Genomic DNA, 20,859 nt, shown 5'->3' with positions numbered 1-20,859 from the left:
AACCGGCCCCTCTCCGAAATCGTTTTGACGAACGATTGCGGAACATCAGTATGCCGACTGACCCCGAGACAGGCTACGACCCCGAGATGGGGGAGAAGTTCATTTTCGTCACAGGGGGCGTCATGTCCGGACTTGGCAAAGGCATCACCGCCGCGAGCACTGGCCGACTGCTCGCAAACGCCGGGTTCGACGTGACCGCCGTAAAAATCGACCCGTATCTGAACGTGGACGCGGGGACGATGAATCCCTACCAGCACGGAGAAGTGTACGTCCTGAAAGACGGTGGCGAGGTTGACCTCGATTTGGGCAACTACGAGCGATTCCTCGACATCGACATGACGTTCGACCACAACGTCACCACCGGAAAAGCGTACAAGCACGTCATCGAGAAGGAACGCGCGGGCGACTACCTCGGAAAAACCGTCCAGATCATTCCGCACATCACGGACGAAATCAAGCGCCGAATCCGCGAGGCCGCCGAAGGCCACGACGTGTGTATCGTCGAAGTGGGCGGCACCGTGGGCGACATCGAGAGCATGCCGTTCCTCGAAGCCCTGCGCCAGTTCGCCACGGAACAGGACGAAGACGACTTCCTGCTGACACACGTCACGCTCGTTCCGTACTCGAAAAACGGCGAGCAGAAGACGAAACCGACCCAACACAGCGTGAAGGAACTGCGAAGTATCGGCCTTCAACCCGACGTACTGGTCGGACGCTGTGACGACGGATTGGACGAGGAAACGAAGGAGAAAATCGCGCTCTTTTGCGACGTGCCGACCGACGCCGTGTTCTCGAATCCGGACGTGGAGGACATCTACCACGTCCCGCTGGTTGTCGAGGAAGAAGGCTTGGACGACTACGTCATGCAGGAACTCGACCTGACCGACCGAGCGGTTTCCAGCGAGGAACGAAGCACGGCGTGGCGCGAACTCGTCACGCAGGAAACCGAGGGCGAGGTCGATATTGCGCTCGTCGGTAAGTACGCGCTCGAAGACGCCTACATGTCCATCCACGAGGCGCTGAAGCACGCCGGACTGGAGAAAAACGTTGACGTGAACGTCCTGTGGGTCGATTCCGACGAGATGGACGACGACCACGAGGAGCGACTCAAAGAGGCCGACGGAATCGTCGTCCCCGGCGGATTTGGCAGTCGCGGAACCGAGGGTAAAATCGAGGCCATTCGCTACGCCCGCGAGAACGACGTTCCGTTCCTCGGCCTCTGTCTCGGCTTCCAGATGGCCGTCGTGGAGTACGCCCGGAACGTCCTCGGACTGGAGGGTGCGAACTCCGCGGAAAGTGACGACGACACGCCACACCCCGTCATCGACATCCTGCCCGAACAGTACGAAATCGAGGATATGGGCGGGACGATGCGTCTCGGCGCGCACGAAACCGACATCGAATCGGACACGCTTGCTCAGGAGGTGTACGGCGACACGAGTTGCACGGAGCGCCACCGCCACCGCTATGAGGTAAATCCCGAGTATTTCGAGGATTTCGACGGCGAACCGATGGTCTTCTCCGGACACGCAGGCAACCGGATGGAAATCCTCGAACTGGACGACCATCCGTACTTCTTCGGGACGCAGTTCCACCCCGAGTTCCGTTCCCGGCCTGACAGGGCCAGTCCACCGTTCGTTGGTCTGCTAGACGGAGTGCTCGAAGAGAAAGCAAACGGAAGCAAAACTTCGGACGCGGAAGAACGCGAGGAGGTCGAAGCATAATGGTCGAAACCGGAAAATTCATCGAGGAAGCAGTCGCGGAGATTCGAGAGGAAGTCGGCGACTCGCACGCCATCATCGCGCTGTCGGGCGGCGTGGATTCGTCCGTCGCCGCCGCACTGGCGTACAAAGCTATCGGCGACCAACTCACGCCCGTCTACGTCGATACCGGCCTGATGCGGAAAGGCGAAACCGCGCAGATTCGAGAGACGTTCGCCTACATGAGTTCGTTGGAGGTCGTGGAAGCCGAAGACCGATTCTTGGACGCGCTGTCGGGCGTCATCGACCCCGAAGAGAAGCGCGCCGTCATCGGCGAACAGTTCATCCGGGAGTTCGAGCGCGAAGCGAAGGAGACGGACGCGGACTACCTCGTGCAGGGGACGATTTACCCCGACCGAATCGAGAGCGAGGGTGGCATCAAATCCCACCACAACGTCGGCGGCCTGCCGGATGTCGTGGATTTCGACGGCATCGTAGAACCGGTTCGTGACCTCTACAAGGACGAGGTGCGCGACGTTGCGCGCGCCCTCGGACTGGAAGACATCGTCGCGGAACGCATGCCCTTCCCCGGCCCCGGGCTCGCAGTTCGCGTCATCGGCGAAGTGACGCGCGAGAAGGCCCAAGTCGCCCGCGAAGCGTGCCACGTCGTCGAAGAAGAACTCGAAGAGTACGACCCGTGGCAGGCGTTCGCCGCCGTCGTCGGGAAAGGAACCGGCGTGAAAGGCGACAACCGCGTTCACGGCTGGATTGTCGCGGTTCGGTCGGTCGAATCGCGCGACGGCATGACCGCCAGAGCGCAGGAACTCGACTGGGAGACGCTCCAGCGAATCCAGTCGCGCATCACGGGACAGAACGAGAACGTCGCCCGCGTCGTCTACGACGTGACACATAAACCTCCGGCGACCATCGAATACGAATGATGCGCGCAGTTATCGCAGGCCCGGATGAAGGTGGACTCGGAACAGCACTGAAATCGCAGGACGTCGAAACGACCGACGTGGAAGGTGTCGCCTCCCGGCCTGCAATGGAAGACGCAGGCATCCACGACGCAGACCTATTCGTCCTCACCGACGTCGGACAGGCCACCGCAATCGCGGTTGCGAAGGACGTGAACCCGAAGATTCGGGTCGTGGTCTACGACGAAAACAGCATTCCGGAGTTCGCCCGCAGTCAGGCCGACCTCATCGTTGACCCGAACCTGCTGACGGTGGACGCGGTCGCAGAAGAGTTGACGGCGTAGAGAGAAGACAAAAAGGAGAACGAGAAGGAAAACGGCCGGAACAGGAAGCCCTAATCACCTGCCCGCGGAACGATTTTGTATGACCTACGACGTTCGTGACGAACTGCCGACAGTCGAGGAGTTCATCGCCCTGCGTGAAGCCGCCGACATGGCATCCCGAAGCAGGAAGGCAGTCGAACAGGGGTTGCCGAACTCCGTGTTCGGCGTGACGGTGGTTGATGAGACTGGTGAAGTCGTCGGCATGGCCCGGATTATCGGCGACGGCGGTTCGGTGTACCAAATCGGCGATATGGCGGTACATCCCGACCACCAACGACAAGGGCTTGGTTCGCGGATGATGGAGCGACTGATGGCGTATTTGGACGAGAACGCGCCCGAGGGTGCCTATGTCAACCTCATGGCGGACGTGGAGGGATTTTACGAGCAGTTCGGCTTCGAGTACACTGCGCCTGTTTCGCGCGGGATGTACCAGCGAATGTGAAACGACTTGGGAGTTAATGGGTAGTCAGGAGGGTAATTTTGTGACCGTTACTCTGAGGAATTTTCGAGTTGCTGTCCATATTTACGGGGGTGGCTGTAGCTGTAGAAGTTGCTGAGTTGCTGTCTACAATTCCCGACTCCAAACACCGCCTCCGCACCCGCCCATATGCCTCCCCAATCGACTGCGTTTCTCACTCCCTACAGTCGTTGCGATACTCATCCCTCGCGCGACTTCACCACAGGCCCTCGGACGACGAGTCCTCGGACCTGCTGGCGCACGCGCCGTGGTGTTTGGTTGAGTTGCTGTAACGGTTGGTTTTCCCGTCTATCACAACATTTTGGCCAACTCCCGCAGTCGCTCGCTTCCGTCACGAATGAAAGGCACCCCGTGGCCCATTCCCGCGACTTCGAAGTCGGGGGCGCGTTCCGCCAGCGAAACGATGCTGTCGCGCACGTCGTCGGTGTCGTAGCTCATAGCCCACGACGAGGGTTTCAGTTTCCCGTGGCTCTCCATCACCAAATCCCCGAAGAAGGCGGCATCGAGTTTTTCGCTGACGTACACGACGTGGCCGGGAGAGTGCCCCGGCGTGGTGTAGGCCGTGAAACTCCCGATTTCGTTCTCGTCTTCGACCGGTCGAATGTCGTTTTCGGGCGCGGAAACCAGCGACCCCGCCGCGCGCTGGAATGCACCTTTGTGGTTTTGCCAGTCGGGCGTTTCTGTTCCGGAGAGAATCGGCGCGTCCGCCTTGCCGACGAAAACGGGCGCTTCGCTGGCAAGTCGGGAGAGCGCGCCGACGTGGTCGAAATCGTAGTGCGTCACCAGCACGCGGTCGATGTCGTTCACGCTGTATCCCGCTTCGTTGACACCGCGGGCGATGTCGCCGCTGTCGAACGGCGTTCCGGCGTCTACGAGCGTCAGGTCGCCGTCGTCGTCCGCGAGGAAAGCGTTCACGCGTCCGAGGTCGAACCACCAGAGGCCGTCCGCGAGTTCGGTCGCCATGGGGGCGGTACGACGGGGAGTCACTTGAGCGTGGGGCGAGGAGACGAAGCGAACGGACAGTTTTTGGTCGTGGGACGCCGAGCATTGGATATGGGTTCGTCACTGCTGGACAGATCGGACGAGGTAGATAGAAAACGTGCGGCGAAAGCCATCGCGCCGTTTCTCATTCTCGGACTGCTCAACCTCGCCCTAATCCTCTGGTGGGGGATGGAACCGCTCTGGGGCTTCGCCATTCTCCCGCCAATCTTGTTCATCAGCGTCATTGGCTGGATTGGGTTCAAATCAGGGTTCATCACCGACCACGCCGATTATCGAGAGGAAGACCGCGAAGAAATCAGCGATGACGCCGACCGCACCGCCACCGACCAGTCGAATTAAGTCCCAACCCGCCGTTTTCCCGGTATGTTCGACCGCTACGCAGACCTCGACTTGTATCCCGACGACGAGGAAGTCCAAACCGCCGAACTGGTCGTCACCGACGACGTACTCGTGAAGGCCTTCGCCCTCGGCCCCGACGCGGAACTCTCGGCCCACGAACACGGCGATAGCACGAACGTTTTCCACATCTTGGAGGGCGACGTGACCGTGATTCAGGACGATTCGGAGGAAGTCGTCTCGGCCCCCGGCGTCGTCCTCCACGAGCGCAGCGTGATTCACGGCGCGCGGAACGAGACGGACGAAACTGTGATTTTCACGGCGAGTCTCTGCCCGCTTCCGTGAACGCTGACGGCAGTGTTCGCGCATGTTGGGTATGCTCGTTCATCCGTCCATGTCCGGCCTCCCAATCTAAGTCCGACCTGCCGTTTTCGTGGAAACTCGGCTTTTCGACAGCCAAAGACAGTCTCGTCCACTCACTTGGCGGGCGAGTGCGGTGCACTCGCCCGCCAGCTGGTTTGGCCGTCCATTGCGCCTAGTAACTGAAACGTTCACATTCTTGTGACCGATTTGCCTGTATCGAACACGAAACCAACGTACTGTATCAGAGAGATACAGAAGACAATCATTTCGGCTTCCTGTTCGAAACTGTAGGATTTTACTTTCAAAACGGGCCTCGGCAGTTCCCTCTCGGTTGAACTTTTCTCCAACGACACACAATCCCACGATTCTCGGTAACCGCTTTCGGAACGGCTTTGAAACCGGACTACATTGCCGGGGGCATGAACCGAATCATCGGAGAGCGGGAACTGGCCGAGACGCCCTTTTCCGCCGAAGATGCCCGCGAGACGTTTAAACAGATGGTTCTCGCCCGACGATTTGACGAGCGCGCAATCGCACTCCAGCGCCGGGGCTGGATGAGCAGTTGGCCGCCGTACCGCGGGCAGGAAGGCTCGCAGGTCGGTGCCGCGCTGGCGATGGAAGACGACGACTGGCTCTTTCCGACCTATCGCTCGAACGCGATGCAGGCCGCGCGCGGCGTCCCGATAAGCGACATTCTCCTGTTCCGACTGGGACGACCCGAGTACAACTCCGACCACGACGTGCCGAACTTCCCGCAGGCGGTTCCCATCGCCACCCAGATTCCCCATGCGGCGGGCGTCGGCATGGGGATGAACTACCGCGCAGAGGAGAATGCAGTGCTCTGTTACTTCGGTGACGGGGCAACCAGCGAGGGCGACTTCCACGAAGGGATGAACTTCGCGGGCGTTTTCGACGCGCCGGTCGTCTTCTTCTGTGAGAACAACAACTGGGCAATCAGCCTCCCACGACACAAACAGACCGCGAGCGAGAGCATCGCGGTGAAAGCCGAAGCCTACGGATTCGAGGGCGTACAGGTGGACGGCAACGACCCGCTCGCTGTGCGCGAAGCGGTCGCCGAGGCGCTCGATTCGGCACGGGAAGGAAAGCCCGTCCTGGTCGAGAGCCTGACCTACCGACAGGGAGCCCACACGACAAGCGACGACCCGAGCAAGTACGAAGACCAAGAGCGTGACCTGCCCGAGTGGCGGAAAGCCGACCCACTGGAACGCTACGAATCGTGGCTCAAAGAGCAGGACGTTATCGACGACGAGTTCGTGGAGGAAGCCCACGACGAAGCCGACGAAACGCTAGAAGAGGCAGTCGAAGAAGCCGAATCCGTCGAAGACCCCGACCCACACGACGTGTTCGACAGAGTGTACGCCGACGTGCCGCCGCGACTGCGCAAGCAGAAAGGCTGGTTAGACTCGTTCCTCGAAACGAACGACGTGTACGAACTTGACCACTGAGAGGTGAATCGTACCGGGAAAATTCGCTCAGTCGATTGCGATGTACGTTTTCGTATCCACGACGCCATCCAACCCCTGAATGTCCGACGAAGAGGTTTGAAGCACGTTGTACACTTCCTCCGCGTCCACTTCCACCACGATGTCGTAATCTCCTGCAACGATGTGGGCTTCCCCGACGCTGTCCAAGTCCCGCACCGAATCCAGTAGTCCTTGGGACTTTCCTGCAGCGGTGTTGACCATGATAAATGCGTGAACCATGGTGTGTGATACTCTACCATGCGAGAAAAACCTTTGCCCGCCGCTCACTCGATTCTCGTTTCCCGATTCCACCACCGGAGAAAGGTTATTTAACCCCACTGTCGTACAGTGTGCCATGCGATTCGTTATCATTGGTGCAGGTCGCGTCGGCCTGCGAACCGCCCGCGTTCTCCGCGAAGAGGGCCACGACCTGGTTCTCGTGGAGTACGACGCGAACAAGGCAAAGCGCGCACGAAACGACGGCTTCGAGGTTGTCGAAGGGGACGGGTCGCGCGAATCGGTGCTCGAACAGGCAGACCTCGAATCCGCCGACGCCGTCGGCGGATTGACCGGCGACTTGAACGTCAACTTCGCGGCCTGCATGGTCGGCAAGCACCACGGCTGTCGAACCGTCCTCCGCATCGACGAAGATTACCGAGAAGACATCTACCGGAAGTTCGCAAGCGACGTGGACGAGGTCATCTACCCCGAACGCCTCGGCGCAATCGGGGCGAAAAACGCCCTCCTCGGCGGCAACATCCGCGCGATTGCCGACATCGCCCAGAACTTGCAAGTGGTCGAACTCACCATCACGAAAGAATCACCCATGCGGGGCTACTCCATCAGCGAACTGGAACTTCCCGCCAACTCGCGCATCCTCGCGTTCGGAAAGAAGGGCGAGACGATGGGGATCCCGCTTCCCGACGATTCGCTCGAACAGGGGGATAGAATCGCAGTTCTCGCCGATTTCGCCGTGTTAGAGGACGTGCGAAGGATTCTCGTCGGAGATGGCGGTCGAGCAACCGTGGAAGCAGGAGGTGTCTAAGATGGTCGCCGCATACATCATGGTCAAAGCGAACACGGGAGAGGCAGACCGACTGAAGAACGCAATCCTCGGCATCGACGGCGTGGAAGACGCCCACATCGTCGCCGGGGACGTAGACCTCATCGTGAAGGTGCAGGTCGAAAACCCCGCCGAGGTCAAGACGATTTCCGCCGACGGGATTCAAGGGATTCAGGGCGTCGAGGATACACAGACGTACATCTCGATGGACTAAGGTTGAACAGTCAAGAGAGTGAGAAGAACCAAAAACAGTGAGGAAAATGAACGCGCGAAGGCGTCCGGGGAACGCCTTCGCGCGTTTCTTCGCCACTCGCTTGCCTTATTCGATTTTCTATTCGTGGCTCTGGCGTGCCTGTGACAGCAGCCCCGCCGCAGGGTCACCGTACTCGTAGCCGGGAATAATGCCTTGCACCCACGTCCCTTCGACGAAATCGACGACGGCCATCGCGTCGTCAGCCGCCTTGTCCGGATAACCCGAAAAATCCAGCGAGAGTACGGCTTCGTCGCCCTCGCGCTCGATTACCGGCGACGTGATGTCGTCCGTGGACGCGACGGTGTGTGCGTCTTCGAGTCGCAGTTCGAGCGTTTCGAACCAGCCGTCTTCGACCACGTCGGCGACCGATTCGCTCTCGACCACTGCCGAGAGCATCGGCGTTCGAACCGTCACCGAAACGGTTTCGTCTGCTAGTCGAACGATTCCGTCGAACGGTGTCGTCGTCACGACGTACGTTCCCGGGCCGTTTTGCTCGAATCCATCGTGTAAATTAAACGCACGTTCGATGCTCGTCTGCGTCATTGCCCGGAGTAGGGTCGGCGGACGGAAGGGCGTTACGAGAAGTCTCGGGCGACATCGATTTCCGATGTCCAGCGGAGGGTGCCGTCGTAGACGACTGGCGCCTCTTCGAGGCCGAAGTACGCTCGCAGTTCGTCCGCCGTGAGAGTCACCGTTGGGATGTCACCACCTGAGAGGAAATGCGTCTGGACACCGTCGATGAACGGCAGAATGGTTCCACCCATCGACCGCCCGTTTGCCGGGTGCGAACGCGAACGAACCCGATAGCGTCCATCATCGAGCGATTCCACGAAGTGGATGAGCGGAACACCGCTGTCGGCTTGGACGATTTCGATGCCCCCGTCGCCGACGACGACGTACTGATTCCCGACGAGTCGTTGTTCGCGGGCGATAGAGAGCGCAGACCGGAGCGGGAATCCAGTGTTGAGGAGACGGCCAACCGTCCGCCCGACGACTGTCGCCCCGGCGTTTCCAACTTCGCTGTAGGTGACGATGCCACCGATGCTTCCCGCTTCGATGAGGCGCTTTCCGGGCACATACGACCGACAGGCGTTCAAGAGGAACATATCCACGCCGACGTGCGGGATGTCCGACGGGTCGAGCGTCCCATCGGAGCAGACGAACGACCCGTCTTCGACGTGGCCGATGTAGTGGAAAAAGTCCGTCCGAGAACGAAGCAGTTCGTGGAGTTCGGCAGTCGAGCAGTTTCGATACGTTTGCACGTCGAAGGGGAGTTCCTCACGGTTGCCGTACAGGTCATCTTCGTATTCGGCCTGCATCTTCGGGTCGTTGCAGACGATGGCGATACTGATGTCCTCCGTCGAGTGTTCTTTGTCGAGTCGATGCTCGAACCCTTTCGGAAGGAGTTTGTTGCCGCCGACCGGCGCACCTTCACCGAGCCATGCCCGTTCGGTGGTGTCGATATTCGGCGGCGTGACGTACCGTTCTGTTGGGGCGCGACCGACCGGTCGATTTGTATCTGATTCGACCGTGCGTGCGAAATCCCGAATGCTACCGACCGTCTCCACGGTGTCATCGTTTTCTCGAATGCCGTTTGCCATCCGCACGAGTGGAATATCCCTGATGACATACGGAAGGTGCGTACTATTTTCCGGTTCTGCGGTGACGTGAATTGCCAACCGCCACGTCGGAAGCAATCCGGACAGTGTGGCGAATGGCACGTCGAGGTACGCTTCGAGTCGTTCCGCAATGGGCATGTCGTAGAGGACTGAAAAATCGAGGTCAACCAGCGGTTCGATCTGTTCTCGTTCGTGGAGATCGATTCGATAGAGCCCCTCGGTTCGAGTCACGCAGTCGAGAAAGAACGTCTGTTTCAACACGCGTTCGATTTCCCCCTCGAAGCCGCGTTCCGGATGGTCGAGCGGGATGGTCGTGGATTTCGTCACGATTCGGGGATGCTCTCCGGGAACGACGGTCGCACCGAGGTAGTACGACAACGGCGCGATTGGAAAGATGAATTCGAACTTCGGCGGCACTTCGATTCTGATTCCCGTTTCGGGCGGTTGCAGTTCGTCCGGAACGTGCAGTTCGTCGCCGAACTCGACCGCCGGGGGATGACCGCGAAGCGTCGGGAACGACCGTTCCGGACTCGTCGTTTTCAGCGCCGACCCAAACGACGAGACGGCGGCCATCACGTCTTTCGGGTCTGTCGTCGTCGTCACGGTTCCGCCGGGGTGAGTGTGACGCGAGCGCGACCCGATTTCGACGGTGGTTTCGCCGCCGAACGAGAGGTCGAGTCGCTCGTTCGACGTGTCGATGTCGATGGCGGACTCGACGCGCAAATACGTCTTCACAGGCGTTGTGAGTTCGATGTAATACTCGGCGTTCGGAAGCGTCGCGTTCGTCTCGTGGTCTACTGCACACACCAATTCGTTGTCGGTGGTTCGGATGTATGCCCCGAGGAGCGCGGAAAACCGAATCCGTGCGGTCGTGATGCTGGTGACGACGCCGACCGGTGCGTGAAATGCGGAAACCGGAACCGCCCGTGGCTCGACCGGACGAGACGTTTCTATCTGGAACTGATTTCGTTCGAGCGGGTCGATAACGGTGAGTCCGGGGAGGTCGTCGCGGAGTCGAAACTGTGGAGTGACGCCCTCGCCTGCAACGTCGGTGACGGATACCTCGCTCATCGTTGTCGGTAGTCGGCTCTGTTCAAATGTCGAACCATTCTGTGGTGTAGCCCGTTTCCCGAAGGTGCCAGCGCTGTTCTGGGCCGGAGTCGCCCGCCCGAAGCTCAACGATGGCGTCGAACTTCGAAGCGATGGCACGAACTGGGGGCGAATCGTACTCTATCGGAAGGATGTAGTGAGCCATACCGGAAACGTCCTTTACTGCCTCGCAAATCGGGCCGAGGAAGGCATCAACCAGCGCATCGTCGTAGGATTCCGCCAACGGACGGAGCGTGTCGAAACAGAATCTGAGTTCCGCGGGTTCGAACCCGCCGCGCTCCGCGTCGAGTCGGCGAATTGTGGCGACGATTTCGTCGCGGAACGCGTCCAGGTCTCCATCGACGCGCTCGATTTCGGGGCCGATTCGAACCGAATCGTCGGCCGCCGCCGAGCGCGAATCCGTGTGATAGTTCACGATGTGAGCGTTTTCGCCGATAGATCCGGCCATCGAAAGCCGACTACGGGCCGTCGAGATGCTTCGGTCGTGGAGGGCGAACAGTCGCGTTCGGTCGCGCTTCGTTTCGCCGAGGAGGGGCGTACTTGCCGTGTCGATGACGGAGTCCGGAACCGACCCGACGACGAGCAAGTTTCCGCCAAGTTGTTTGATGCGGGCGAGTCCGGCTTGTACCGTAATTGACCCATCGCCGCGAACCGTCACGTGATGGCCGTAAAGCGAAAACGACAGTCGGCCACCCCGTCGTGGCGTGCCGTCGTCACGGGATTTGAACAGTTTGTCGAGGGCTTCCGGGTCGATAACGTCGTACAACTGCTCGGGGATTTCGGCTGGTTCGACACCCGCAACGTCCGCGACGGCCACCGTAACAGTCGTGCTAATCGACTGCGGGCCAGCAAGGTCGTGCTGGACGCGATGGACACCTCGCTCGTCGGGGGAACCGTCCTCATTCATATACTTTGTAACACTCTGCAACGGACAGTCAAAAACCCATCGTCATTTATTTGACATTCATTCATACAATTCGGAAATGAAATACGGACGAGATGTTGTTTTTACGTTGGTATCGTTTGAACACGAAGCAGTCGTCCTCACCACCAGACAAGACAAATTCATCCCATTATTGGCAGGGACATTGTACGAAAGGAGAGACAGGTCAATCGAGTAAAAGTCGTATTCGAACTACTCGCAGTATCCGACCGGTTAGTTCATTCTGGCATTGACGTAGCGGAGGAATCGCTCGACGGGATACGGCGCGCTACTGGCGATTTTCGCCTTAAGTGGGTTTTTGCTCGGATTGACGGTGTATTTCTCCAGTTCCGGCCATTTCGTCTCGATAACGCTGCGTATCAAGTCGTGGTCGGGAGCGCTGAGCCTCGACGAATCGACGCTCAGCGCCGTCAACAACAGGTTGTAGTTCGAAAACGGAGACACACCCCTGATAGCAATGTCCTTTTCACGGGGTGCCAGCGCGCCCCATCGACCCATTCTCTGTTCCCAATAAAGGAGGTTCATCAGCGAAACGTCGTTGTCGTTCGCGTACTCTGTCGCACCGGGTAGCCACTCCTCGATTTCGCGCTCGACGTATTCGTTACCCGGATACTGAAGCATTTCACAGCAGTGTTCGACCATGTTCGCGCCGTTCTCCGGCGACTCGTAGTTGCGCTTGTATATTGGACCGTTTCCGGTCACGTAGACGTGTTTTTCTACGTCGTAGTTGTTGTAGAAAAACTGGACGTGCTTCGTTTTCGGCAGGTTCCGCGTCCAGCAGAGATACTCCGAAAGTGCATTTCGGAAGTCGTCTTCGAGGTCGCGCGGATGATGAATCGAATAGTCGAAATCCTGTTCCGCAGCGATTCGCTTCGGGATTTTCACGTCGGGATGTTCGCCCGAAGACCAGTCGGAAAACGTGTACCACGTGATATCCCGAACGATGTCCTTCGAACAGGCGAGTATCGTCCGAGAATCCTGTCCCGCCGTAATCGGCGTTAGCAGGTGGAACTTGTCGTTAAACGACTGCATCGACGCCGAGATGCTGTCCGCGATGTACTCCGCCGGCGTTCGGTCGTGGTCAGGTGCGAAAAGCGGTCGCCGCGACGGCTCCATCGCATCCATATCGAGAACGTGGTTCGGGAGAACGCACCGAACATCCTGAAAGAGCGTTTTGTCGCCGATGAACGCGTTTTCGTTGTTTTTGAACTGCGACGAGTTCATGAACGCCACGGTGTCCGAATGTTTCTGCTGGTCGACATCGACCGAATCGAATAGCAGTTTCAGCGAGGTGGTGACCAACCGAGAATCGGTGTGGTAGTAGACGGATTTGTGCGCGAGAGCGTCCGGAACAACAGTCGCCGAATCCCCGTCGGAGTAGAGAAGAACGTACCGACCCGTGAGTGCCTGCGATCGTCGAAGCACTTCGTGTAGTGATTTGTTGGCAGTATCTTGTATCCACTTCCGAACTGTCGGCCCGTTCGGAATAACTGCATCGCCGATAACTGCGAGTTCGTTACCGCCCTCCGACGCCCGCTGAACCGGAAGCATTTCGGAGTGATAGATGTCCAGTTCGTCAGTAAATTCGGCGTGAGAAAACCCGGTCGGCGGCTCCGGCTGAAACGTCGAGTCGCATACGAAAAACTGGTTTTGATGTTTCACGCGATTGTTCTTTTTCATTAGATAATTTAACTCATAACTCCTGATTAAAGCTATCGGCCACTGGGAAATTCGTGAAAATATTGATTCAGGGATGGGAGGACTTCAGAAAGAACTACGTATATAAAATATATTAACTGGTAATTTGTAATATATTCAACCGTCGTTGAGGAAGTGTGGTGAAAGCCCTGGTTGAGTAATTACGGAGAATGCAAGGGATGGGATTCGAACTACGCCCGAGAACCTACGTTTCACGCAGAACCTCGGTCTAATTCGAATCCCTTTCTCGCACTTCCTCACTTCGTTCGTCAGTGCATGCGAGGGATGGGATTCGAACCCATGGACGCCTACGCGAGCGGGTCTTAAGCCCACCGCCGTTGGCCTGGCTTGGCAACCCTCGCCCGTCAGTCGATTGCCCCTTCCTATCCAAGTGGGTTTCGGTTGACCGGCCTCCTCGCTTATGCACTCTGAAGATGAACCACGGTGCATGCTCGTCCTCTCGCGCGAAGTGTACGACACGCTCGTGAGTCGCGCACGCCGGGGTCGTCCTGCCGAAATTTGCGGTATTCTCGCCGGAACGCAGGGCAGTCCGACCACAGTCGAAGACACGTTTCAGGCCGAAAACGTCGCGGAGACGCCGGAGACGAACTACGAAATTCATCCGGAAGAACAACTGGAGATAATGGAAAAGATAGAAGACCGCGGGCAGGACGTCGTCGGATTTTACCACTCCCATCCGGAAGGGCCAGACCATCCGAGCGAAACCGATGCCGCGGACGCGACGTGGGACGGCTACGCCTACGTCATCGTCTCTCTGAACGGGGCGTACCCCTTCGTCGGGTCGTGGCGCTGGAGGGGGGAGGCGTTCGACCCCGAAATCGTCCACCTCGAATAGGCGATAGGATTTTCACCGCTCTCCGAGGAGGAAAGCGCATGGACGATTACCAGCGCGCTCGACTGGCACTGCAACGCTGTCGGACGAGACACGCTCCCGATTCGCGAGTCGCCGTGTTCGACGCGGCAGTCGAATCCGAAGACGGCGAACTCCTGCTGCGAGGAACCGTCTCGACGCACGAACTCGAAACGCACGCGAAATTGGCAGTCGAACAGGCAACCGGCAGGCCGGTAACGAGCGAGCTATCGGTTCTCGCTGACGAGCGAGCGGAGCAAACAATCCAGGTTGCGGTCGCGCCCGTCCGCAGTGATTCGGACGCCGAGGTAGAACAGGTCACGCAGGTGCTCTACGGAGCATCGGTGGCCGCGTTCGACCGCGACGGCGATTGGATTCGGATTCGAACGCCGGACGACTATCTCGGATGGGTCGAAGCAGGGGTTCTCACCTCGCCGCAGGCAGACACTACGGACGCGACTCTGGCCCACGAAATCTGCCCCGATGAACTAGCACACCCGATATACGCCGGAACGGAGTGTCGAATCGACGGAGAAGAAATCGTTTTTCGAACGGGTTCGACCATCGCGCGCTCCGATTTCGAATCCAAATCCGAGTTGGAACCCGACCGGGCGGTTCGCCACTCGCCCAAAAATCCGACCGGCGAGGCAGTCGTCGAAATCGCACGGCAGTTCTTCGGCACGGAGTACGACTGGGGCGGGATGACGACGGACGGAATCGACTGCTCGGGATTGGCGTGGATTTCGTACCAAGTTAACGGAATCTCCCTTCCCCGTGATGCCGACCAACAGCGGGCCATGGGGGAGACGGTTTCTCGCGGCGAACTCCTGCCGGGTGACCTGCTGTTTTTCCCCGGCCACGTCGCCATCAGTCTCGGCGGCGACGAGTACATCCACGCCTATGGCGGCGACGACGCGGTGGTCATCAACAGTTTCGACAGTGACCACGACGACTATCTCGCGGATTTGGACGAAAAGTTCGAACTCGCGCGACGGCTCATCTGAGCCACGAAAACACTGCGTCGCCGATTTCCGCGATTGCGTCCGCGGCGTCGGCACCGTGTGAAACGGAATCAACGAAGACGGAGAAGACGAGCGGCGGGGTTCCTTCGTCCGGAACCGACAACAAACCGGCGTCGAGCGCGGCGGTTGGGAGCCACCCGGTTTTGTGCATGATTTCGGTTTCGTAGGGGAGATACCGCGGAACCATCGAGGTGTCTTTCTGGGCAGAAAGTGGAACGCACAGTCGTTCGTAGGCGTTCGCGGAAAGAGTCGCCTCGCATCCGATGTCGGCGAAAAACCGGGCGCAATCGACGGGAGACGTGACGTTGGCGGGTTCGTCCTCCGGGACGTGGATTTCCGACTCCTCGAAATCGGTCGCTTCCAGTGTCGTCATCATCTTCCGGGCCAGTCGCGTGTGCTTCATGCCGAGTTTCGCCGCAGAATCGTTGATCGTCGTCATGGAGAGGTGGTCGATGAGTTGGTTCGTCGCGGCGTTGTCGCTGGTGGCAATCATCGCGCGAGCTAACTCCTCGATTGTCGGCGTGGCGTCGAGAAGATGCAAGATACCGCTTCCGCCGACCCTGTTTTCCGGGGCGAGTGGGCACGATTCCGCGAGAGAGTCGAGTCGGCCGTCGTATCGTTCGTACAGCGCGTATAAGATGAGAATTTTCACCACGCTCGCGCTCCGAAACGCCCGGCGGGCGTTTCGGGTGTAGACAGTGTCGAACTCGTCTGGGCCGTAGGGAAACCCGAGGAAGACACCGAGTTCGCCGTCGATTCGGTCGGCGTAGCACTCGACGTACTTCCCCAGTTCGTCGCGGGATTCGAGTGTCGGTGTCGTCGGGCGCATCGTCACCGACACCCTACTGTCGTCTGCATATCGGCAGTTTTGTCCGGTCTTCCTACAAATAGTTTTGTTACGGTCGGTCGTGAATGCCAAAACGCTTATTTTTCGTTTGTTAGTCTGTACCGGTATGGCAGGGATGAGCACACTCGACTGGGTGGGATTGGTCGTACCATACGTAGTTTTTTTCGTGATGCTAATCGCGTACTACGTCCTCGAAGGCAGGCGCGAAAAGCGCCTGCGTGAGGAGTACGAGGAGGACACTCATGCCTGACGGAATCGCAGGACAGGCAGGCATCTGGGTGCTCGGAACCTTCGGCGCGTATCTGCTCGTCCTCATCGGAATCGGGCTGTGGGCGTCGACAATGATGGATTCCGTCGGCGATTACGTCATCGGCGGGCGTCAAATCGGCCCGGTCGTCACCGGGTTCTCCGAACGAGCGTCCGAAATGAGCGGTTGGCTCACGCTCGGTGTTCCCGCGGACGCCTTCAACACGGGAATCATGGCGTTTTTGAACGGACTCGGAATGATTCCGGCGGATTTGCTCGCGTGGGCAGGACTGGCAAAACGACTCCGGAAATACACGGAAATCGTGAAATCGGTGACGCTCCCGACCTTCTTCGCCACTCGCTTGGGTGACACGTCGGGCATGGTAAAAGGCGTCTCGGCAATCGTGTTGATGCTGTTCGAAGGAGGCTACGTCGGTGCCCAAATCGTCGCCGCCGGAACGCTGTTGCAGGTTCTCACTGGCGTCGAACCGTGGGTCGGCATCGTCGTCGGTGGCGTCATCGTCGTCGGCTACACTATGCTCGGCGGCTACTTCGCCGTCGCATGGTCGGACTACTTCCAAGGAGCAATTATCCTCGCCGCGTTCATCATCCTCCCCGTCATCGCGTTCACGACCTACGGACTGCCGTTCGGTGACCTCGCAAACGTCGATGGCGGGGCGTCGCTGACCAGCATCACCGCTGGCGCAACCGGCTGGGCGGCGATTTTCGGCATCATCAGCTACGCCGCAATCGGTCTGGGTGTTCCCGGCAACCCGCACATCATGGTGCGGTTCATGGGCATCGACCGAGTGAAAAACGTCCGTCTCGCGGCGATGGTCGCCCAACTGTTCATGTTCGTCGCGTACATCGGCGCGGCCCTCGTTGGACTGTACGCCATCGTCATCTTCGGACAGGGTGACCTCGCAAACGCCGACAACGCCATGCCGCGATTGACGCTCAACCTCCTGCCCGGAGCCATTGCCGGAATCGTCCTCGCGGCGGCACTGGCGGCGATGATGTCCAGCGCCGACTCGCAACTGCTCGTCGCCACGAGCGCCGTCGTGGAGGACGTGTACCACGGCTTCCTGAACAAGCAGGCGACCGAACAACAACTCGTTCGCTACTCGCGCTACGTCACGCTCGGACTCGGTGCCGCAAGCATCGCCTTCGCGTACCTCGCCAAGGACACGCCGATTTACACCCTCGTCCTCGATTATGCGTGGGGTGGTTTAGGCGCGGCAATCGGGCCGACACTCATCGCGGCGTTGTGGTGGAAGCGCGTCACAGCGAAGGGTTCAGTGGCGAGTATGATTGTCGGTGCAACGACGATGGTCATCTGGACGCAACTCAGCGTCATTCTTCCAATCATTGCCGACATTCTCGGATTGCTACCGTTCGTTAACAATCTCACGCTGATGCCGACGGAATCCTCGCCGTTCCTCTACAGTCTTGTCGGTGTCTACGGCCTATTCCCAGCGTTCATCCTCTCGGTGATTACGCTGATTTCCGTCTCTCTTGTGACGAAACCGCCGTCCGGTGTCGAAGACCACTTCGACATATTCGACAAGCCGCTGTCCGCGGTGACGAGCGAACCTGGAAGTGGGACACCGAGTTACGTGACTGACGGTGGGCGAGACGTGTCGCCGAAAGCAATCACCGAAGCGGACAACATCCGCGCCCACGTCGGGGAATCCGGCTATTGGAATAATGAGAAATGACTGGAAATTGTGAGCAATGACGAGTAAACTGGTTGGAAAACGGCGAGAACGCGCGGAACTCGCGGTCATCCCGCCGTCGGTTTCGCGCGAAGAGGCCGGAACCGGACGGGTCGGTGCGGTTGCGTACCCATACCGAGTATACGAAGCCGAAGTGACCATCAAGCGCCCGTTCATGAGCGCCCGAACCGACCGGTTCGTCGCCAGCGTTGACCGTTCCCGCAGGTTGGTGGTTCGCGCGGATGGCGTGCCGGACGCGGAAGAAATGGAAATCGAGGACGTGCTGGTGCTCCCGACGGAACTCTCCCCGGAACAGTCGCGGGCGAAAGCGCGGGAGTCCGTCCTCCAGTGGACGCTCCGGCGCTACTCACTCAACGATACGCCGAACATCGAGTTCGTTCGAGACGTGGATGCCTACAAACTGTTTTGGTTGGTCGAGCGTCCGGAGGGAGACGTTATCGTGGACAGCGTTCGCGGAACCGAAGACCCGCTGGCGGACTGACCCGAATCGACGCGATTCGATTCTCGATTACTCTCCCGCAGTACTCACGACCCAGACGCCGAGCGCCATCACCGCCCCACCTGCGAGAAATGACGGGGCGAGCGACTCCGAGAGGAAGAGCGCGCTGAGTACCGCACCCACCACTGGTTGCGCGAAAAAGAAGACAGCAACGACGCCCGCATCCAATTCTTCCAGTCCGCGATACCAGAGAAACCACGCCGCCGCGGTGCTGAACACGCCGAGATACAGCACCGCCGCGACGATTGGGAGGGTTAGGCTCGCGTCGAAGGAGGGAGAGGCAGTTGCGAGTTCGAGTGGAACGAGAACGCCGACCAGCGGAATCGATACGAGCGTGGAGTAGGTCGCGGTTTCGAGGGCCGAATAGGTTCTGACGAGCGGTTTCCCCCACACGGTGTAGCCCGCCCACCCGAAACTCGCGGCGAACAGAGCGAGAACGCCGAGGAGGTTCCCATCACCGATTGTCGAAAAGTCGTACTGCCCAGTGAGGACGACGACGGTTCCGACGACTGCCAACACCATTCCCGCGCCCTTTCGCGCGGAAAATGATTCGCCGAGAACGCTGACGCCGAGCAGAACCGTAAAAACGGGTGTGAGAACGGTCAGCAGTGAGCCTTGGCTCGCGGTGGTCAGGTCAGTGCCGACGAACTGGGTCACGAGGGTGAGCGCGACCCAACCGCCAAGAATTCCGAATCGTTTCCAATCATCCCACGAAAATTTTCGGGTTGGTATCGTCAGTCGAACCACCACGAAAAGCGTCAGGCCGCCGAGAGCGACGCGCAGAAACGCCAGCGTCACGGGCGGAATCACCTCGAATCCCCACTTGCTCACGACGTACATGCCGCCCCACAGCGCGGCGGCGGTGAGCGGCGCGAGCGCACCGGCGCGTGACATTATGCGGAGGGTGTCGCCCTCGTGGTAAATTTCTGTCCCTAGTATGGGAGGGTGAATCGTTATTCGCCCTCTGGGGAATTTCGTGGCATGGACGTAGCCACCCGAAGAGAGCGACTGCGCAGACACGCCGACGACCTCGTTTCAAAATTCGGGTCGCCGCTGTACGCCTTTTTCGAGGACGACCTGCGAGCGAACTACGAAACGCTCCGGAAAGCACTGGACGACCACTACCCCGATTCGGAAGTCCACTTCGCGGTGAAAGCCAACTACAACCTCGGGATTCTCTCGGTGCTTCGAGATGCCGGATGTAAGGCGGAAGCCTACGCGAGATGCGAACTGACGGCGACTCAGCAGGCAGGATTCGACGCCGAAGACGTGCTTCTCACGGGAATGAACCGTGCGCCGGAGGACATCGAACGCGCGCTTTCGTGGGGTGTCTCGCACCTGCTCGTGGACAACGCCGCGGAGTTGGAGAAAATCATCGTGGCGGCGAATGCAACCGACACGAAACCCGACGTGCTGATTCGCGGCAACCCCGCGATGGAGGTGCCGACGCATCCCGGGGTGGCGACGGCGACCCGAGAGAGCAAGTTCGGACTGGACATCGAAAGCGGGCGAGCGATGGCAGTTGCGGAGACGGCTGTGGAATCCGATGCCGTTTCCCTCGCTGGCGTGCAGTTACACGTCGGCAGTCAGATTCGCGGCGTCGAACCATACGGGATCGCCGCCCGCGAAATGCTCGGCTTTGCAGGCCAAATCCGCGACGAGTTGGGCGTCGAAATCGACGTACTCGACCTTGGCGGCGGCTTTCCGGTTCCATACGACGAGGACGTTCCGGCCACCGAAGATATCGTGGAGCACATGGCTGAGACGGTTCGCACGACCTGCGCCGACCTCGGTCTTCGGGAACCGACGCTGTTCGTGGAACCGGGGCGCAGACTCGTCGGCAACGCCGGAACCTACCTCGCCACGGTCGGCGTCGTAAAGGAGACGCCATACGCCGATTTTGCGGTGCTGGACGGCGGGACGAACGCCGTTTCCTCCTACTGGCCGTACCCGGTGTACGCCCTGAAAGACCGCAAACCGACGCAAAAATATCACGTCGCTGGCCCGCTCTGCTACACTGGCGACGTGATAAGCGAGGACGTGGCGCTTCCCGAACTCGGTCCCGGCGACCTCGTCGCGGTGGACAGAATCGGCGCGTACTCCCTCGGCAGTGCGAGTCATACCAACGCGGAACCGAAACCGCCGGTCGTGCTGGTTCGAAGCGATGGGGCGCACGACTGCCTGCGAAAACGCGAAACGTGTGAAGACGTACTCGGCCGTGACCGAATTCCGGATGGGCTGTGAACGATAAATTTCGAATGGACTGCAAAATCGAATTCCATCGTGAGA

General features: G+C 59.3%; 23 protein-coding genes and 1 tRNA gene. 15 read left to right on the top strand and 9 right to left on the bottom strand.

Features of this window, described 5'->3' with window-relative positions; all coding sequences use genetic code 11:
• The first annotated feature begins 50 nt into the window (after nt 1-50).
• From pyrG to HL45_RS03410, 4 genes are all read left to right on the top strand, one after another.
• Complete coding sequence (gene pyrG / locus HL45_RS03425; protein ID WP_049969696.1) at nt 51-1,724, top strand: glutamine hydrolyzing CTP synthase; 1,674 nt, start codon at nt 51-53, stop codon at nt 1,722-1,724.
• A complete protein-coding gene (gene guaA, locus HL45_RS03420) occupies nt 1,724-2,641 on the top strand; it encodes a glutamine-hydrolyzing GMP synthase (protein ID WP_049969695.1) in 918 nt (305 codons plus the stop codon). Before pyrG ends, guaA begins: the two co-directional genes overlap by 1 nt.
• Nucleotides 2,638-2,961: a DUF7126 family protein gene (locus HL45_RS03415; RefSeq protein ID WP_049969694.1), complete on the top strand. Its 324-nt coding sequence runs from the start codon at nt 2,638-2,640 to the stop codon at nt 2,959-2,961. The genes guaA and HL45_RS03415 overlap by 4 nt, the downstream gene beginning before the upstream one ends.
• Before the next feature lie 79 nt (nt 2,962-3,040).
• Entirely contained in the window at nt 3,041-3,442 is a 402-nt protein-coding gene (locus HL45_RS03410; RefSeq protein WP_049969693.1) for a GNAT family N-acetyltransferase, read from the top strand.
• A gap of 327 nt (nt 3,443-3,769) precedes the next feature.
• Here the strand turns inward: HL45_RS03410 and HL45_RS03405 are convergent, their stop codons facing one another.
• Complete coding sequence (locus HL45_RS03405; RefSeq protein WP_049969692.1) at nt 3,770-4,441, bottom strand: MBL fold metallo-hydrolase; 672 nt, start codon at nt 4,439-4,441, stop codon at nt 3,770-3,772.
• Nucleotides 4,442-4,471: 30 nt separating this feature from the next.
• Here HL45_RS03405 and HL45_RS03400 point away from each other — a divergent pair, with 30 nt between their 5' ends.
• The 3 genes from HL45_RS03400 to pdhA all read left to right on the top strand — a co-directional run bounded on the left by HL45_RS03400 (nt 4,472) and on the right by pdhA (nt 6,645).
• Nucleotides 4,472-4,819 (top strand): hypothetical protein, encoded by a 348-nt coding sequence (locus HL45_RS03400; protein WP_233274674.1) that lies wholly within the window; start codon nt 4,472-4,474, stop codon nt 4,817-4,819.
• Nucleotides 4,820-4,843: 24 nt separating this feature from the next.
• Entirely contained in the window at nt 4,844-5,161 is a 318-nt protein-coding gene (locus HL45_RS03395) for a cupin domain-containing protein (RefSeq protein WP_049969690.1), read from the top strand.
• A 437-nt stretch (nt 5,162-5,598) separates the two neighbouring features.
• Complete coding sequence (pdhA, locus tag HL45_RS03390) at nt 5,599-6,645, top strand: pyruvate dehydrogenase (acetyl-transferring) E1 component subunit alpha (RefSeq protein ID WP_049970074.1); 1,047 nt, start codon at nt 5,599-5,601, stop codon at nt 6,643-6,645.
• A 27-nt stretch (nt 6,646-6,672) separates the two neighbouring features.
• On the opposite strand, the gene HL45_RS03385 is transcribed toward pdhA, so the two are convergent.
• Nucleotides 6,673-6,903 (bottom strand): Lrp/AsnC ligand binding domain-containing protein, encoded by a 231-nt coding sequence (locus HL45_RS03385; protein WP_049969689.1) that lies wholly within the window; start codon nt 6,901-6,903, stop codon nt 6,673-6,675.
• A gap of 115 nt (nt 6,904-7,018) precedes the next feature.
• Here HL45_RS03385 and HL45_RS03380 point away from each other — a divergent pair, with 115 nt between their 5' ends.
• Both HL45_RS03380 and HL45_RS03375 read left to right on the top strand, forming a co-directional pair.
• Nucleotides 7,019-7,708: a potassium channel family protein gene (locus HL45_RS03380; protein ID WP_049969688.1), complete on the top strand. Its 690-nt coding sequence runs from the start codon at nt 7,019-7,021 to the stop codon at nt 7,706-7,708.
• Between the two features lies 1 nt (nt 7,709).
• Complete coding sequence (locus HL45_RS03375; protein ID WP_049969687.1) at nt 7,710-7,940, top strand: Lrp/AsnC family transcriptional regulator; 231 nt, start codon at nt 7,710-7,712, stop codon at nt 7,938-7,940.
• A gap of 117 nt (nt 7,941-8,057) precedes the next feature.
• Here the strand turns inward: HL45_RS03375 and HL45_RS03370 are convergent, their stop codons facing one another.
• From HL45_RS03370 to HL45_RS03350, 5 genes are all read right to left on the bottom strand, one after another.
• Entirely contained in the window at nt 8,058-8,522 is a 465-nt protein-coding gene (locus HL45_RS03370) for a DUF5813 family protein (protein WP_049969686.1), read from the bottom strand.
• Nucleotides 8,523-8,554: 32 nt separating this feature from the next.
• A complete protein-coding gene (locus tag HL45_RS03365) occupies nt 8,555-10,669 on the bottom strand; it encodes a caspase family protein (protein WP_049969685.1) in 2,115 nt (704 codons plus the stop codon).
• 22 nt (nt 10,670-10,691) lie between these two features.
• The gene (locus HL45_RS03360) at nt 10,692-11,615 is read right to left on the bottom strand and encodes a DUF7504 family protein (protein WP_049969684.1); all 924 of its coding nucleotides are present in this window, start codon (nt 11,613-11,615) and stop codon (nt 10,692-10,694) included.
• Between the two features lie 249 nt (nt 11,616-11,864).
• Nucleotides 11,865-13,331 carry a hypothetical protein gene (locus tag HL45_RS03355; RefSeq protein WP_049969683.1) on the bottom strand — a complete coding sequence of 489 codons (1,467 nt, stop codon included), beginning with the start codon at nt 13,329-13,331 and terminating at the stop codon, nt 11,865-11,867.
• A 295-nt stretch (nt 13,332-13,626) separates the two neighbouring features.
• Nucleotides 13,627-13,711, bottom strand: a tRNA-Leu gene (locus HL45_RS03350).
• 86 nt (nt 13,712-13,797) lie between these two features.
• Between HL45_RS03350 and HL45_RS03345 the strand changes: the two genes are divergently transcribed.
• Both HL45_RS03345 and HL45_RS03340 read left to right on the top strand, forming a co-directional pair.
• Nucleotides 13,798-14,205 (top strand): desampylase, encoded by a 408-nt coding sequence (locus HL45_RS03345; RefSeq protein ID WP_049969682.1) that lies wholly within the window; start codon nt 13,798-13,800, stop codon nt 14,203-14,205.
• 38 nt (nt 14,206-14,243) lie between these two features.
• On the top strand, nt 14,244-15,224 hold the full coding sequence (locus tag HL45_RS03340; RefSeq protein ID WP_049969681.1) for a C40 family peptidase: 981 nt from the start codon (nt 14,244-14,246) through the stop codon (nt 15,222-15,224).
• On the opposite strand, the gene HL45_RS03335 is transcribed toward HL45_RS03340, so the two are convergent.
• The gene (locus tag HL45_RS03335) at nt 15,217-16,071 is read right to left on the bottom strand and encodes a serine hydrolase (RefSeq protein ID WP_049969680.1); all 855 of its coding nucleotides are present in this window, start codon (nt 16,069-16,071) and stop codon (nt 15,217-15,219) included. The two genes, HL45_RS03340 and HL45_RS03335, sit on opposite strands and share 8 nt — an antisense overlap.
• 124 nt (nt 16,072-16,195) lie before the next feature.
• Here HL45_RS03335 and HL45_RS21065 point away from each other — a divergent pair, with 124 nt between their 5' ends.
• Genes HL45_RS21065 through HL45_RS03325 form a run of 3 tightly spaced genes read left to right on the top strand, consistent with a single transcriptional unit; the run spans nt 16,196 to nt 18,552 of the window.
• Nucleotides 16,196-16,339, top strand: coding sequence for a hypothetical protein (locus tag HL45_RS21065; RefSeq protein ID WP_162833839.1), 144 nt, complete (start codon nt 16,196-16,198; stop codon nt 16,337-16,339).
• Nucleotides 16,332-18,053: a sodium/proline symporter gene (locus HL45_RS03330; RefSeq protein WP_049969679.1), complete on the top strand. Its 1,722-nt coding sequence runs from the start codon at nt 16,332-16,334 to the stop codon at nt 18,051-18,053. The genes HL45_RS21065 and HL45_RS03330 overlap by 8 nt, the downstream gene beginning before the upstream one ends.
• A gap of 16 nt (nt 18,054-18,069) precedes the next feature.
• Nucleotides 18,070-18,552: a hypothetical protein gene (locus HL45_RS03325; RefSeq protein ID WP_049969678.1), complete on the top strand. Its 483-nt coding sequence runs from the start codon at nt 18,070-18,072 to the stop codon at nt 18,550-18,552.
• A 27-nt stretch (nt 18,553-18,579) separates the two neighbouring features.
• Here the strand turns inward: HL45_RS03325 and HL45_RS03320 are convergent, their stop codons facing one another.
• The gene (locus tag HL45_RS03320) at nt 18,580-19,464 is read right to left on the bottom strand and encodes a DMT family transporter (RefSeq protein ID WP_049969677.1); all 885 of its coding nucleotides are present in this window, start codon (nt 19,462-19,464) and stop codon (nt 18,580-18,582) included.
• A gap of 87 nt (nt 19,465-19,551) precedes the next feature.
• On the opposite strand from HL45_RS03320, the gene lysA reads away from it, so the two are divergent.
• A complete protein-coding gene (lysA, locus tag HL45_RS03315; protein WP_049969676.1) occupies nt 19,552-20,814 on the top strand; it encodes a diaminopimelate decarboxylase in 1,263 nt (420 codons plus the stop codon).
• Nucleotides 20,815-20,859 lie beyond the last annotated feature (45 nt).

Source organism: Haladaptatus cibarius D43 (assembly GCF_000710615.1).
GTDB lineage: Archaea > Halobacteriota > Halobacteria > Halobacteriales > Haladaptataceae > Haladaptatus > Haladaptatus cibarius.
The sequence above is the reverse complement of the archived record's forward strand: the minus strand, read 5'-3'. Positions and strand labels throughout refer to the sequence as shown.

Coding starts and splice junctions, on each gene's coding strand:
- pyrG (WP_049969696.1), top strand. CDS start 51: ATGCCGACTGACCCCGAGACAGGCTACGACCCCGAGATGGGGGAGAAG.
- guaA (WP_049969695.1), top strand. CDS start 1,724: ATGGTCGAAACCGGAAAATTCATCGAGGAAGCAGTCGCGGAGATTCGA.
- HL45_RS03415 (WP_049969694.1), top strand. CDS start 2,638: ATGATGCGCGCAGTTATCGCAGGCCCGGATGAAGGTGGACTCGGAACA.
- HL45_RS03410 (WP_049969693.1), top strand. CDS start 3,041: ATGACCTACGACGTTCGTGACGAACTGCCGACAGTCGAGGAGTTCATC.
- HL45_RS03405 (WP_049969692.1), bottom strand. CDS start 4,441: ATGGCGACCGAACTCGCGGACGGCCTCTGGTGGTTCGACCTCGGACGC.
- HL45_RS03395 (WP_049969690.1), top strand. CDS start 4,844: ATGTTCGACCGCTACGCAGACCTCGACTTGTATCCCGACGACGAGGAA.
- pdhA (WP_049970074.1), top strand. CDS start 5,599: ATGAACCGAATCATCGGAGAGCGGGAACTGGCCGAGACGCCCTTTTCC.
- HL45_RS03385 (WP_049969689.1), bottom strand. CDS start 6,903: ATGGTTCACGCATTTATCATGGTCAACACCGCTGCAGGAAAGTCCCAA.
- HL45_RS03380 (WP_049969688.1), top strand. CDS start 7,019: ATGCGATTCGTTATCATTGGTGCAGGTCGCGTCGGCCTGCGAACCGCC.
- HL45_RS03375 (WP_049969687.1), top strand. CDS start 7,710: ATGGTCGCCGCATACATCATGGTCAAAGCGAACACGGGAGAGGCAGAC.
- HL45_RS03370 (WP_049969686.1), bottom strand. CDS start 8,522: ATGACGCAGACGAGCATCGAACGTGCGTTTAATTTACACGATGGATTC.
- HL45_RS03365 (WP_049969685.1), bottom strand. CDS start 10,669: ATGAGCGAGGTATCCGTCACCGACGTTGCAGGCGAGGGCGTCACTCCA.
- HL45_RS03360 (WP_049969684.1), bottom strand. CDS start 11,615: ATGAATGAGGACGGTTCCCCCGACGAGCGAGGTGTCCATCGCGTCCAG.
- HL45_RS03355 (WP_049969683.1), bottom strand. CDS start 13,331: ATGAAAAAGAACAATCGCGTGAAACATCAAAACCAGTTTTTCGTATGC.
- HL45_RS03345 (WP_049969682.1), top strand. CDS start 13,798: ATGCTCGTCCTCTCGCGCGAAGTGTACGACACGCTCGTGAGTCGCGCA.
- HL45_RS03340 (WP_049969681.1), top strand. CDS start 14,244: ATGGACGATTACCAGCGCGCTCGACTGGCACTGCAACGCTGTCGGACG.
- HL45_RS03335 (WP_049969680.1), bottom strand. CDS start 16,071: ATGCGCCCGACGACACCGACACTCGAATCCCGCGACGAACTGGGGAAG.
- HL45_RS21065 (WP_162833839.1), top strand. CDS start 16,196: ATGGCAGGGATGAGCACACTCGACTGGGTGGGATTGGTCGTACCATAC.
- HL45_RS03330 (WP_049969679.1), top strand. CDS start 16,332: ATGCCTGACGGAATCGCAGGACAGGCAGGCATCTGGGTGCTCGGAACC.
- HL45_RS03325 (WP_049969678.1), top strand. CDS start 18,070: ATGACGAGTAAACTGGTTGGAAAACGGCGAGAACGCGCGGAACTCGCG.
- HL45_RS03320 (WP_049969677.1), bottom strand. CDS start 19,464: ATGTCACGCGCCGGTGCGCTCGCGCCGCTCACCGCCGCCGCGCTGTGG.
- lysA (WP_049969676.1), top strand. CDS start 19,552: ATGGACGTAGCCACCCGAAGAGAGCGACTGCGCAGACACGCCGACGAC.